This window comes from Paenibacillus sp. FSL H7-0350, from assembly GCF_038593195.1.
GTDB lineage: Bacteria > Bacillota > Bacilli > Paenibacillales > Paenibacillaceae > Paenibacillus_AQ.
The window spans coordinates 3432959-3446925 of the sequence record NZ_CP151972.1; the positions used below are offsets into that span (position 1 = coordinate 3432959).

At 53.6% G+C, this 13967-nt stretch carries 8 protein-coding genes, 1 pseudogene and 1 other annotated feature; of the genes and pseudogenes, 3 read left to right on the forward strand and 6 right to left on the reverse strand.

Translation table 11 applies throughout. From position 1 onward, the window contains the following. Positions 1-20 precede the first annotated feature (20 nt). Positions 21-1337: an ABC transporter substrate-binding protein gene (locus tag NYE24_RS15600; RefSeq protein ID WP_036694886.1), complete on the forward strand. Its 1317-nt coding sequence runs from the start codon at positions 21-23 to the stop codon at positions 1335-1337. Between the two features lie 602 nt (positions 1338-1939). On the opposite strand, the gene NYE24_RS15605 is transcribed toward NYE24_RS15600, so the two are convergent. The 3 genes from NYE24_RS15605 to NYE24_RS15615 all read right to left on the reverse strand — a co-directional run bounded on the left by NYE24_RS15605 (position 1940) and on the right by NYE24_RS15615 (position 7512). Beyond that, positions 1940-3235 carry an Nramp family divalent metal transporter gene (locus tag NYE24_RS15605; RefSeq protein WP_076159816.1) on the reverse strand — a complete coding sequence of 432 codons (1296 nt, stop codon included), beginning with the start codon at positions 3233-3235 and terminating at the stop codon, positions 1940-1942. Between the two features lie 586 nt (positions 3236-3821). Beyond that, positions 3822-5525, reverse strand: coding sequence for a glutamine--tRNA ligase/YqeY domain fusion protein (locus NYE24_RS15610; protein ID WP_342479045.1), 1704 nt, complete (start codon positions 5523-5525; stop codon positions 3822-3824). 82 nt (positions 5526-5607) lie between these two features. Beyond that, positions 5608-5871 (reverse strand) — a binding site (T-box leader). Between the two features lie 72 nt (positions 5872-5943). Then, entirely contained in the window at positions 5944-7512 is a 1569-nt protein-coding gene (locus NYE24_RS15615) for a tetratricopeptide repeat protein (RefSeq protein WP_342479046.1), read from the reverse strand. 116 nt (positions 7513-7628) lie between these two features. Between NYE24_RS15615 and NYE24_RS15620 the strand changes: the two genes are divergently transcribed. Beyond that, on the forward strand, positions 7629-8825 hold the full coding sequence (locus NYE24_RS15620) for an oxalate decarboxylase family bicupin (RefSeq protein ID WP_342479243.1): 1197 nt from the start codon (positions 7629-7631) through the stop codon (positions 8823-8825). 105 nt (positions 8826-8930) lie between these two features. Here NYE24_RS15620 and NYE24_RS15625 read toward each other — a convergent pair whose 3' ends face one another. Then, positions 8931-10220, reverse strand: coding sequence for an arsenic transporter (locus NYE24_RS15625; RefSeq protein WP_036694881.1), 1290 nt, complete (start codon positions 10218-10220; stop codon positions 8931-8933). A gap of 623 nt (positions 10221-10843) precedes the next feature. Next, a pseudogene (locus tag NYE24_RS15630) lies at positions 10844-12021 on the reverse strand (IS3 family transposase). Positions 12022-12286: 265 nt separating this feature from the next. On the opposite strand from NYE24_RS15630, the gene NYE24_RS15635 reads away from it, so the two are divergent. Continuing rightward, on the forward strand, positions 12287-13336 hold the full coding sequence (locus NYE24_RS15635) for an LLM class flavin-dependent oxidoreductase (RefSeq protein ID WP_036694939.1): 1050 nt from the start codon (positions 12287-12289) through the stop codon (positions 13334-13336). Between the two features lie 126 nt (positions 13337-13462). On the opposite strand, the gene NYE24_RS15640 is transcribed toward NYE24_RS15635, so the two are convergent. Beyond that, the gene (locus tag NYE24_RS15640) at positions 13463-13951 is read right to left on the reverse strand and encodes an isochorismatase family cysteine hydrolase (protein ID WP_341027153.1); all 489 of its coding nucleotides are present in this window, start codon (positions 13949-13951) and stop codon (positions 13463-13465) included. Positions 13952-13967: the final 16 nt, after the last annotated feature.

Below are 13967 nucleotides of genomic sequence, written 5' to 3' on the forward strand. Positions count from 1 at the left end.
CAGACCAGGGAGGTTATTCTATGAAAAGAAAGTTCGCGTTCATCATGGCAACCGTTTGCACCCTCATTATCGCAGGTTGCGGGAACAGCGGCAATACGAATTCCGCAGGCAATGGAAGCGCTACGAATGCTCCTAACGCGTCAACCGAATCGGCAGCACCGGAAGCCGGCAAAGCGCCTGCCAAGGATGTTACGATTAAAATGTTCCAGTTCAAGGTGGAAATTGCCGAGCAACTGAATGCACTCGCCGAAGAATACGAGAAGGAGACAGGCGTGAAGGTGGAGGTCGAAACGCACGGAGGCGGTGAGGATTACGGTGCACTGCTGAAGGCGGAGATCGCTTCCGGCTCTGAGCCTGAGATTTTCAATAACGGCGGGTATACAGCCCTTGTTCCTTATATGGACCGTGCCACTGACCTGAGCAATGAGCCTTGGGCCGCCCAGCTGATCCCGACCGCCAAGACACCGGCAACCGTAGACGGCAAGCTCTATGGCATGCCTATGAATGTTGAAGGCTACGGGCTGATCTACAACAAGGATCTGTTCGCCAAAGCCGGCATTACAGAAGAGCCTAAGACACTTCCCCAGCTCAAGGACGCCGTAGCCAAGCTGAAGACCGCTGGCATCACACCGTTTGAAGCCACCAATGAGTGGTGGTCCATGGGGATTCACCTCGTTAACGTAGGAATGGCGCACCAGCCTGATCCGAAGCAGTTCATTGACGATGTGAAGGCAGGCAAACAGACCATCAAGGGCAACGCCGTCTTCAAGCAATGGCTGGATCTCGTAGATGTGATCATAGGCAATGCCCAGGACAACAAGATGACTACCGATTATGCGACTCAGGTGGCTGAATTCGCCTCCGGTAAAGCTGCCATGATGCTGCAAGGGAACTGGACACAAGGCGATATCGACAAAATCGATCCGGCCCTGAACCTGGGCCTCCTCCCGCTCCCGATTAACGGCGAAGAAGGCACCATCCTGGTGGGCGTGCCTAACAACTATATCGTGAACAGCAAATCCGCACATCCGGAGGAAGCCAAGGCCTTCCTGAACTGGATGGTCAGCTCGGAAACGGGTCAGAAGTATCTGACCAAGGAATTCAAGTTCATCCCGGCGGAAGCGAACATCACTGCAGACGCCGCTGATATCGGCCAGGTCGCCGTTGCCGTGCAGGAGAAATCCGGGAACGCGCTGGGCTGGAACTGGGATATGTTCCCTGACGGCGTCACCCAGGGCTTCGGCGCAGCCATGCAGGAATACCTTGGCGGCCAGCTGAACCATGACCAGCTGCTGGAGAAGCTGGACAAAGCGGTACAGGATATTGTGAAGCAATAGCAGCAGGCTGATCCTTTAACAGAAAAGAGGTGTCTTCAGAAGCCGGCAAACGGCAAATGAGACACCTCTTTTTTTTGTTTATGCGTATAATTTACGGCGACTCTTAGGAGCACGCTCCGCAAACGGAACGTTGTTCCAATCGCTCTTGTATCCAGATTTTTATCATTCCCCTAATCGGTGAAAATCCGGATACAAAGGCGACCGCTCCGCTTCTCCACAATCATTCCGCCCGCTCCGCTGTTTAAGAGGGGGGGGAGTTACAAACACAGATTCAAATGCACTTCTGCTCTTCATTTACGTTCGCCGCTATCTCTTGCCAATTCTGAGCGTTTTCTCTCACGGACCGATTGTATAGATAGCATTGTTGCACATCATGCAGGATTCCTCTATAAATGTTACTGGCTACGCTAGATTGTTGCATCGTTTGCAGGAATTCTGGTGTTTAGGGCAAGTTAGCGCTGGCTTTGTTGCATTTGTTGCAGGATTTCAGCATCAGTCGCTTCTATGGGGCAGTATTGTTGCACTTCTTGCAGGATTTCTCGAAAAGGTTACTGGCTGTGAAGCATAGAGCCCATACTTCAGCATTCAATTCCATGCACAACTTACACAAACATCTCCACTATCAGGAACAGGTTCAGCGCGACCACCAGAGCGGAGATGATCCAGCCAAGGATGGTGGTGATCCGGTGGTTCACCAGCCCCTGCATGATCCGGCGGTCACTGGTGAAGATGACGAGCGGAATCAGGGCGAAGGCAATCCCGAAGGAAAGGACAACCTGGCTCATTACCAGTGCGCTGGTTGCGTTAACGCCTAAGGCGATGATGGCGAGCGGCGGAATAATAGTGATCGCCCGGCGGAGGTAGAGATTGATTTTTTTATTAATGAATCCCTGCATGACCACATCACCCGCCATTGTGCCCACCGACGAGCTGGACAGACCTGCGATCAGCAGGGCGAGGCCGAAGGAGATTGCCGTAACAGGCCCCGCCAGATTGCGGAACTGCTCGAAGGCGATATCCAAATCCTCGACCACCAGACCGTTCTTGAAGAACAGTGCGGCTGCTACAATGACCATAGCCATATTTACTGCACCGGCAATCAGCATAGCAATCAGAATGTCGATGAATTCCAGCCGGAAGATCTGCTTCTTCTCACGCTCATCAATTCCGATTACACGGCTCTGGGTCAGCGAAGAATGTAGATAGATTGCATGGGGCATGACCGTTGCACCGAGAATCCCCGCAGCCAGCAGCACGCTGTCCACACCTTCGAATCTGGGAGTAAACATTCCGGTAAGGATGCTGCCTGCATCCGGCTTAGCCATAATGACCTGGAATGCAAAAGCCAGCACAACAATCATCACCATACCGGCGATTCCGGCCTCAAGCGTGCGGTAACCGCGCCGCTGCAGCTCCAGAATGGCAAATGACCCTACAGCGGTAATCAATGCAGCCGGAAGCATCGGTATGCCGAACAGAAGATAGAGTCCGAGCGCTGCGCCGATGAATTCAGCAAGATCAGTGGCGATAATGACGATTTCACTCTGAATCCACAGGAAGATCGACACGCCCTTCGGGAATTGCTCCCGCGCGATCTCAGGCAGATTCTTGCCGGTAGCAATGCCAAGCTTGGCGGATAAGGATTGAATTAGTACGGCCATCAGATTCGAGGCGAAAATGACCCAGAGCAGCAGATACCCGTATTTCGAGCCTGCGGTAATATTGGTGGCGAAATTGCCGGGGTCCAGGTAAGCTACGGAAGCTATAAATGCCGGGCCCAGAAAAGGAAGAAGTCTCTTCAGTCCCTTGACATCTCCGTTAAGCACCGATTGCGCCGAATGTTTGTTGGTATGGCCGTTAAGTATAGGGGATGATTCTACTGCGGTATTTTGCTCCATCATGTTCTGTCCTCCTCTTGCCCGGAAAAAGTTGTCTATATACACGAAAGTTTCCCTGGTGCAACATTCGATCTGGTTTTATTATAATCCTCAGAATGAGAATTGTAAATGTATTTTCACTGGGTTTTCATACGCTGCCTGGGCTATGCCCTACTCGCCTATCCTCCACCCATATTATGTAATCCACCCCTATAAAGTGAGACTCATGCCTTATGTTATTACCCGCTCCTACAATCGGGTGGACTCCTCTGCTGGAGGTGATTGTACTTTGTGCAATTGATTACACAATAAATTGCGATATAACACACTCTGTTGTATTTCATACATTTGATTGCCGGTTTTTTGTTATCAAAGGCCATTTTCCAATAATCTGCTGTATAAAATACAATAGAAGCTGTATTGGGGTCGATTTTAATGAAATCTAATGTACAAAGTGCAGGCAGCTTGGCAGACACATATGCAAATCAGCGATGCTCCTGTAACAGGGGCATCGCTGATTGTGTAACTTTTTAAGCTATTATAAATTGCCTTGGCGCAGCCAGTGCATACAGCGTTCGCAGAATGTGTGTGTGAGGTCTTGTATTTATTACGCTTCAGCGGATGTGGCCGTGTTGCCCCTCCAGGTATCCTTAAGCGGGACGATTCGGTTGAACACCAGCTTCTGAGCTGTGCTATGCCTGCTGTCGATGCAGAAATAGCCATGACGCAGGAACTGGTAGGTATCCCCGGGCTTAGGGTTACCCGCAAGCGGCTCCAGCAGGCAATCTGTAAGCAGGGTTACGGAACCCGGATTGATGTATTCCTCCCAACTCTCGCCTTCCTCCTTCGGCCCGTTGTTATCCGTCAGCAGCTGCTCATACAGATATACGTCACTCTTCAGCGCATGAGCAGCCGAGACCCATTGCACGGTCCCCTTCACCTTCCGGCCGCTGAGTGTACCGCCGCTCTTGGTCTCCGGGTCGTAGGTGCACCGCAGTTCGAGGATGGCCCCCGTCTGCGCATCCTTAATCACCTCATGGCAGCGGATAATATAACCGCCCTTAAGCCGCACCTCGCCGCCTGGAACCAATCTGCGGAAGCCCTTCACAGGCACCTCCATGAAATCAGCCCGCTCGATATACAGCGTACCGGAGAATGGTACCTCTCTTGAACCCAGCTCAGCATTCTCTGGGTTGTTAGGGATCGGAAGCAGCTCAGAGGCCCCGGCTGCGTAATTTGTAAGCACGACCTTCAGCGGGTCCAGCACAGCCATGACAGCCGGCACTTTGGCCTTAAGATCCTGTCTCAGGCAATGCTCCAGCAGCGAGAAATCCACCATGGCCGTATTCCGGACCATCCCGATCTCCCGGACGAAATCCCTGATGCTCTCCGGCGTGAATCCCCGTCTGCGCAGCCCGCTGAGCGTGGGCAGCCGCGGATCATCCCAGCCGTCCACATAGTTCCCGGCAACCAGCTCCCGGAGATACCGCTTGCTAGTGACCACTCCCGTCAGGTTCACCCGGCCGAATTCCCTTTGCCTCGGGGCTTCCGGGATCTCCAGCTCCCGCAGCACCCACTCATACAGCGGCCGGTGATCCTTGAACTCGATCGAGCACAGCGAATGTGTCACCCCTTCCAGCGCATCCTGAATCGGATGGGCGAAGTCATACATGGGATAGATGCACCAGGCATTGCCTGTACGGTAATGCCCTGCATGAATAATCCGGTACAGCACCGGATCTCGCAGATTCATGTTCGGCGTAGCCATGTCGATCCGCGCCCGCAGCACTTTGGCACCGCTCGGATATTCCCCCTTGCGCATCGCCCGGAACAGCCGCAGATTCTCCTCCGGCGTGCGGCTGCGGTAAGGACTGTCCTGCCCTGGCCCGGTTAAGCTCCCCCGGTAAGCTGTCACCTCCGCTGCCGTCAGATCACAGACATAGGCTTTGCCTTTCAGAATGAGCGTCTCTGCCCTGCGGTAGATCTCCTCCGAATAATCGGAGCCGTAGTAGATGTGCTCCCCGGGACTGCAGCCTAGCCATTCAAGATCACGGATGATCGCCTCCACGTATTCCTTATCCTCTTTGAGCGGGTTGGTATCATCGAAGCGCAGGTGGAAGCATCCGCCATATTTACGGGCGATCCCCACATTCGTGTGGATGGCAAAAGCACTCCCGATATGCAGATAGCCATTGGGCTCCGGTGGAAACCGGGTGCAGATCTCCCGGCTGAAGGCTCCCGCCTCCACATCTTCTCTAATGAGCCTATCCATATAATTCTCCGGCAGAGCCGGTCCATTATTCTCTGTCATTCCAATCTCCTCCTGTTCATGGGTGGTACGCCGCTTTTATCTGGATACAACAAAAAAGAACCTCACCTCCAAGACCGTAAGTCTTGGGGACGAAATTCTCGCGGTACCACCCCAGGTTTATTAATATGTCACCATATTAATCTCATCAAGTACGGCGCTGCCGTCCGGCAGGGCTTATACTCTAGCTCTATAACAGGAGCTCCTGTCGTACCATCCCCGGCTGCTGCCTGGTTCCGGTAAGCCGCTCAGAGGCTTGTTTCCATTCAGTCCTCCCTGCTCCTTCACACCAGCCGGAGCTCTCTGTGAGGGAAGAACCTGAATGTACTCTTCTCATCATCGCGTTTAAATTATTGGATACAGAATATCAAATCTCACGCCGGGTGTAAAGTACTTACGCCGGGCTGCCGGGAGCAGCATCCTAAGCGTCTGCCGGGTCCAGGCTCAATGCAGCCAGCAGCTCCAGCGCTTCCTCATGCTCCGGCTCGATCAGCAGGGACCTGCGCGTATAATCCAGCGCCGCTTCATCATCCTCCTGCTCATAGCTGCAGATTGCCAGGCAGTACAGCACGGTAATTACCGGCTCCTCCCTACTTGTCGCAAGCGAATGCTCCAGGAAACGGCGGGATTCCCCGTACTGCTCCATCTCGAACAGCAGCAGGCCGCAGTCCAGCGCCAGATCATACTTTTGCGGCATCGGGTAGAAGCCCCGCCACATCCGGTCGATCCCCCGCTGAAGGTCCAGCAGCTCCTCGTCGCTGGCATCCGGCAGCAGCGCTGAGATGCGCTCGGCGCTCTGAATGAACAGTTCCGCGTCATATCCCCCCAGCCGCCAGAAGGCCAGAATCTGCTGCATGCCGATAGTGTCGTAATTCTTGTCGATCCACACCTTCAGGCTGAAGAAATCATCCGGCCCGAACCGCTCGACAAACCGCCGGTAGGCCAGCCGGGTATGCGGATGCAGCATCGGCTCCTCCAGCATCAGGATGCAGCCCACATTGAGATTTTTATAATGATGCTGTGTGAACTGGGAATGTGCGCCCTTCCGCTCAAAATAATGCACCAGCGCATGATAATTCGCCGTAAGCGAGATGCTGCCGTGGTGAATCAGCTTCGGCGGCTCGGCAAACTCCCAGTTCTCCAGCCGGTGGTCTCCCTTATCGGCAGTGAGCAGCAGGAAGCTTCCCCGGGAGAGTGCCCCCAGACGCTCCATGCAGGACAGGGCTGCCTCCGGGAACAGCACATGTGAATCCTCCAGCTTGTCCAGATAGAACGAGATCACATCATGATAAGGATACGAGCTGTCTTCATAGCCCGCTGCACGTTTGTAATGATATTCCGGCACCAGGTCACGGAGCACCTCGGACGGCCCCATCGTAGCAGACTGCTCAGGATATTTCAGCGAGACCTCACATTCATAGATCATGCCTTCATCCACATAGAGCAGCTCCTGCGGGATACTGTCGAAGAAGTAGTTGGCAATCACCATCAGCGGCTGCCCCAGCTCCCCGGGCTTAATCACCAATCCGCTCTGCGTTAAGGAGAGCTCCGTATCCCGGACCGCATCAAAGCGGGCGAAATCAAGCATTCCCTGCTCTACAAAAGGCTTAAGCCCCTCATGCTGCTGCCAGCCCTCAATGTTCTTCCAGGGCAAATCACTCATCACGTAACGGAACGGCGGCAGCAGCACGCCTGCATACTGGATCAGCTCACACAGCTGCTGGAGCACATGGAACGCCAGACGCCCCACTCCTGCACCCAGTTCCAGCACCACTACCGTCTCTGTAGTGAATCCCTTCTGCGCACGGTCCTGAAGAAAGCCGAAGATGATCTCCGCATACGCCGTTCCAATCATCGGATTGCTTGTAATATACTGCGGAACCTGGTCATTGGCCCAAGCCTGGAGACCCAGCTGTTCATAATAGGTGCGCTGCAATTCCCATATAGGCGCTTCGCTGAAGCGGTAGCGTTCTTGTCCACTTAATGTCATTGGTTCTAACCCTGCTCTCTGATTATCGTACGGATCTTTGTCCGGTAGTCAAATATTATCACATTTGCGCATATATTTTCTTGAAATGCTGTGCGTTCCAGAAAGGAGCCTATATGATGAATCCTGAGCATCCCCGTTCTCCAGGCCAGCCCGTCATTCCCCAGCCCATACGCAGTGACGGTGCAGGCAATATCGACCTGGGTCCACGTGACGTCATGCGCGACCGGGAGAATCCCGACATGTTCCTTCCTCCGGTGACGGACAACGGGCTGATCCCGAACCTGAAGTTCTCATTCTCTGACGCCCATATGCAGCTGAATCATGGCGGCTGGTCCCGTGAGGTGACGGTCAGGGAGTTGCCGGTAGCCACTACGCTTGCGGGCGTGAATATGAGCCTGACGCCGGGCGGCGTACGTGAGCTGCACTGGCATCAGCAGGCGGAATGGTCCTACATGCTGCTGGGCAGCGCAAGGATTACAGCCGTGGACCAGAATGGCCGCAACTTCATTGCCGATGTCGGTCCCGGCGATCTGTGGTATTTCCCTCCAGGCATCCCGCATTCCATTCAGGGTCTGGCTGAGGGATGTGAATTCCTGCTTGTGTTCGACGACGGAGGCTTCTCGGATCTGAACACCCTGTCCATCTCCGACTGGTTCGCCCATACGCCGCGCGAAGTCCTGTCCGCGAATTTCGGTGTACCTGAATCCGCATTCGCCTATCTTCCCACGGAGCAGGTGTACATCTATCAGGATCAGGTGCCCGGTCCAATTGCGAGCCAGCGGATCGAATCGCCTTACGGGGAGATTCCGCTGAGCTTCAAGCATCGGCTGATGGCCCAGCCGCCGCTCAAGACTCCGGGAGGCAGTGTGCGGATAGTCGACTCCAGCAATTTCCCCATCTCCCGGAATATCGCCGCGGCGCTGGTAGAGATTGAGCCTGGGGCGATGCGGGAGCTGCACTGGCATCCGAACAACGACGAGTGGCAGTATTACCTCAGCGGGCAAGGACGAATGACCGTCTTCGGAGGCAACGGCGATGCGCGTACCTTCAATGTAAGAGCCGGGGATGTCGGCTACGTGCCTTTTGCACAGGGGCATTATGTTCAGAATACCGGCACAGAGACGCTCTGGTTCCTGGAAATATTCCGCAGTGACCGTTTCGCCGACGTCTCCCTCAACCAATGGATGGCGCTCACGCCCCATGAGCTGGTCAGCAGCAATCTTCATGCCGGGCCGGAGCTGATGAACGCCCTACGCAAGGTGAAATGGCCTGTTGTGAAGTACCCGGAGCAGGAACACGGAAAGAAGGAATGATCTGGCTTAGAATGTAAAAAAAGAGCGGTCAGACTAAGGTCTGGACCGCTCCTTGTATATTGTGACATGGGGTCGTGGCCCCTTGTTCGCTTATGCAGCTCCTGATCAGAGCCACCTCAGCTCCAGATATAGACCCAGTAACGTGATCAACAGTGTGGGAACGGTGAGGATAATGCCTATTTTGAAATAGGTGCCCCAGGAGATCTTCACACCCTTGCCGGACAGCACATGCAGCCACAGCAGGGTGGCCAGTGAACCGATCGGTGTAATCTTCGGACCCAGATCCGAACCGATAACATTGGCGTAGATCAGAGCCTCCTTCACCAGACCCGCGGCATGTGCGGTATCAATGGCCAGCGCCCCGATCAGCACCGTCGGCAGATTATTCATCACCGAGGAGAGCAGCGCGGCCAGGAAGCCCATCCCCATCGTGGCTGCGAACAGCCCGTGCTTCGCAATTCCGCCGATCATTTCTGCGAGCACATCCGTCAGTCCCGCATTACGCAGTCCATACACTACCACGTACATGCCAATGGAGAAGAAAACAATCGCCCAAGGCGCTCCCTTGACCACTTCCATCGTCTTCACGTAAGGACTTCTGCGGGCCATCAGCAGGAAACAGATTGCGATTACTCCTGCTACCACGGATACCGGAATGTCCAGGAATTCACTGACGAAATATCCGCCTACCAGAAGCGCGAGTACGAACCAGGATAGCCGGAACATCCGCTGGTCCTTGATAGCATCGCCCGGAAGCTTCATGCCAGCGGTGTCATACTCCTTCGGGATACTGCGGCGGAAATACAGATATAAGACCAGAATGCTTGCTCCAAGCGAGAACAAGGTCGGTAGCCACATATGTCCTGCATACTGCATGAAGGTGATACCAAAGAAATCGGCGGATACAATATTAACCAGATTGCTGACGGTCAGCGGCAGCGAGGTGGTATCGGCAATGAAGCCGCTGGCGATAATAAAAGGAAAGACTTTGCGCTCGTCAAGATTCAGCGCCCGGACCATCGCCAGCACAATCGGTGTCAGAATCAGCGCTGCCCCGTCATTGGCGAACAGCATCGCCACGACTGCACCCAGCACGATCACATAGATGAACATCAGCGTGCCGTTGCCGCGTGCCGCCGCCGCCATATGCAGCGCCGCCCACTCGAAGAAGCCGACACGATCGAGAATTAAGGATATTAGAATAATCGCTACGAAGGCAAGCGTCGCATTCCATACAATCAGCGTCACATCACGAACATCGCCGAAGCTGACCACTCCTGCCGCAAGCGCGAGAATCGCCCCGCCGCAGGCGGACCAGCCAATCGATAAATTCCGCGGCTGCCAGATCACAAAAACTAAAGTCACAACAAAAATCAGGCAGGCTATTACAACCATAATTCAGCCCCCCATTTGATCTGCAGCATTCCCCCGATGCACTCCTTACAGTAGATATAAATATAAGCCAATTTATATATACTAAAGCAGCCTCATCCGAAGTACAAGATAAAAATAGCTGGAAGGTTCACCTGCGTAGCACTAGGCTGTTCAGCAGCATTGCCACCCCGCCCAGCTGGCGTCTGCTGCAATAATATTTATATGCTTAAGTACTAAGTGTATGTATGAATACATAGGCTGGATTATGGGGAACGAAGCAGCTTCTTGGAGAGGAGATGCAGGTCCGGAAGAGCCATCCTTGTTACGGGATTGGAGGTTCGGACTACCATGAGTACAGACCAGCTCATCGCACTGCTCGTTCTTGTTATTATGATTGTACAGCTTGCCGTCAAGAAAGATAAATCCTGACGACAGCAGGCCGCCAAAGAGGCCGGGGCAACCCGGTCTCTTTGGCGTAGGAAGATACGCAGACCGCAGGTACCTACCTAATGTAATCGGTTTTTCGATTACATTTTGCCTACGCGCCGCACCCGTGGTCCAATTGTAATCGGTTTTTCGATTACATTTTGCCTACGCGCCGCATCCGGTGGTCATACCCCTGTCAAGTAGACAGATAAAAAAAGCTAAGCAGCCAGCGCGTGCCGATACTCAATCGGCGCGCGCTGTTTCAGTTTTGCCTGAAAACGTTGGTAATTGTAAAAGTAGATATACTCCTCCACCGCTTGATGAATCTCTGCTTCTGACTTACACTGGTGAAGGTACAACTTTTCTGTCTTCAGATGCGAAAAGAAGGATTCGATGCAGGCGTTATCCAGGCAGGTTGCTTTGCGAGAGTGGCTGCCCTTGACGCTGAATGCCTCTAATCGTGTGTTGTACGCCTGAGACGTGTACTGAAAGCCTTGGTCCGAATGGAGCACGGCCTCAGACACGTCTCTTTTCCGTGTCCACTGTTCCACCGTATCCAGGACGAGGTTTACGTCGTTTCGCTCCGAGATCTGCCAAGCTACAATTTCATTGTTGAAGAGGTCCTGAATCGCAGACAGATAATAAAAGCGGGTGCCGTCTGAGATATACGTAATGTCCGTGACTAGCTTCTGCTGTGGGGCTGTCGCATGAAACTTACGCTTTAACCGGTTCGGGTAGACCACGGAAGGAGCAGAGCCCGCACGACGCCTTTTCTTGCGAATGACGGACTGGATCGATAGCTCTTTCATGAGCCGCCATACCTTCTTGTGGTTGACGAGGTAGCCTGCCTCCCGCAGGGCTGCCTGCATTCGAGGGTACCCGAAATAGGGATGAGCCAGGTGAATCGCCACCATATGCTCTTTCATAGCGTGCTCTTGCTCATGGGCCTCCATTCGTCGAGCCTGTGTACCTCGCCACTTGTAGTAATTCGCCCGCGATACCTCTGCAATGGCTAATAGGCGGGTGACGCCATGTTGGTCTCGTAGTTCTTCAAGGATGGCGTATTTGTCGTGTAGTCCAAGCTTCCCTCCCTTTATAGATTTGGATACCGCTTTTTTAAGTAGTCCACCTGTGCCTTTAAGTAATCTCGTTCTTCTTCTATACTGGCAAATGTAGATCGTGGACGTCCTTTTAAGGGGCTTGTTACCCCTTTTGGTGTATGGAGTGGCTCCCCATTCCGATATTTCTTTACCCATACTTTAAGCTGGGTACAGTTCACAATCCCCAACCTGTCGGAGACGACCTTATAGCTCTCCCCTCCTGTACAATAGGCTTGAATAGCCTCTTTCTTGAATTCCTCTGTGTACGATTGAAATACTTGTCCCTTTTTGGCCATACCAAAATCCCCTCCATGGTCACTCACTTCCTCATGTTAACACATGAGGGTTTTTACGAGTGTCTACTTGAAGGGGATAATACCACCGGTCCAATTGTAATCGGTTTTCCGATTACATTGGTGCGTCCTGCTAATTAAGGAGTCTTCCGTATATAATAATAAATATTACTCATTACACTTACTAAAGTTGAGAAACATTAAAAAGTATAGTAGAATGATGACATGAAGAAAGGGGCGGATCATTATGGCCGAGGATAAGAGAATCATGGAAATTGGGATAAGCACGTTTTTGGAGACAACACCTGACCCGGTGACAGGGCAGACGATCAGCCATGCAGAACGGCTGCGGGAAGCTGTTGAGGAGATTGTGCTCGCTGACCAAGTGGGCCTGGACGTATATGGAATAGGCGAGCATCACCGTAAGGATTATGCAGGGAGTGCCCCGGCTGTAATCCTCGCCGCAGCGGCAGCGACTACCAAGCGGATTAGACTGACCAGTGCGGTCAGCGTCTTGTCTTCAGATGACCCGGTGCGGGTCTACCAGGATTTCGCTACGCTGGACGGCCTCTCGAACGGCCGGGCAGAGATTATGGCCGGACGCGGTTCGTTCACTGAGTCCTTCCCGCTGTTCGGTTACAGTCTGGAGGATTACGATGAATTGTTCGAGGAGAATTTGGAGCTGCTGCTGGCGATCCGCGCCTCCGAGAAGGTCACCTGGCGCGGCGGGCACCGTCCGGCGATTCACAATCTTCCGGTCTATCCCCGCGCTGTTCAGGACCCGCTTCCGGTCTGGATCGCCAGCGGCGGCAATCCCGAATCTGCCGTGCGGGCCGGAACATTGGGTCTGCCAATTGCCTTCGCCATTATCGGTGGAATGCCGGAGCGGTTCGCTCCACTGGTGAACCTGTACAAGGAAGCCGCAGCACGCGCGGGGCATAATCCCGACAAGCTGCAGATTGCCACACACTCCCATGGCTTCGTAGGTGAAACTAATGAACAGGCCGCGGCTTTGTTCTACCCATCTACCCAAGCCCAGATGAATGTCATCGGACGCGAACGCGGCTGGGGCGGCACGTATAACCGCGCAGCCTTCGATGATGCCCGCAGCTTACGCGGCGCCCTCTATGTCGGCGATGCTGAATACGTGGCCGAGAAGCTCATCCTGCTGCGCAAGAATCTCGGCGTGACACGGTTCTTCCTGCATGTGAATGTCGGCTACATGCCGCACCGCGAGGTCCTGCGTGCCATTGAGCTGCTGGGCACCAAGGTGGCCCCTATCGTGCATGCGGAGTTAGCCCGTACTGAGGGTAAATAACTGCACGCAAGCACAGCACAGCATACCAAAAACACCTCAAGGCCCATTCGGCGCCGGAGGTGTTTTTGCTCACATCATCTCAAGCTTCCTAGCATATCTTCGCAATCATCCGTCGTTCCTTCCCAGCTAAGATTGCACCAGGGCCTGAATCACAGGATACGAAATCAGATTCCGGTCTCGGTAAGCCGCCGTAATTACATCCTTGTGCGGGCTTAGAATCCCATTCTGCAACAGCACCGCCTTAATTCCCCTCTCGGCAGCACCATTATAGGTGAACAGAACACAATGCTCTGCGGCATATCCAGAGAGGATCAGCAGATCAATTTCCTGCTCCCGCACAAGCTTTTCCAGATCCGTCTTCCAAAAGGCATTCGAGTATTCCTTCTTCACGTTGAAATCCGTCTCCTGAACCTCAACTCCGGGGATGATCGCGAACTTCGCTTCCTCCGCCGGCTCCATGCCCTCAATGTCCTGAATATGAATGACGGCATGCCCCTTGGCGCGCAGCAATCCCGAGACAAAATTGATATACTCACAGGCGCGGTCAATCTTCTTCTGCTCTACCTCGCTCACATGGACCTCTTGCAGATCAATAATTAATAATCCGATTTTCAATCTGCTACCCCCTATC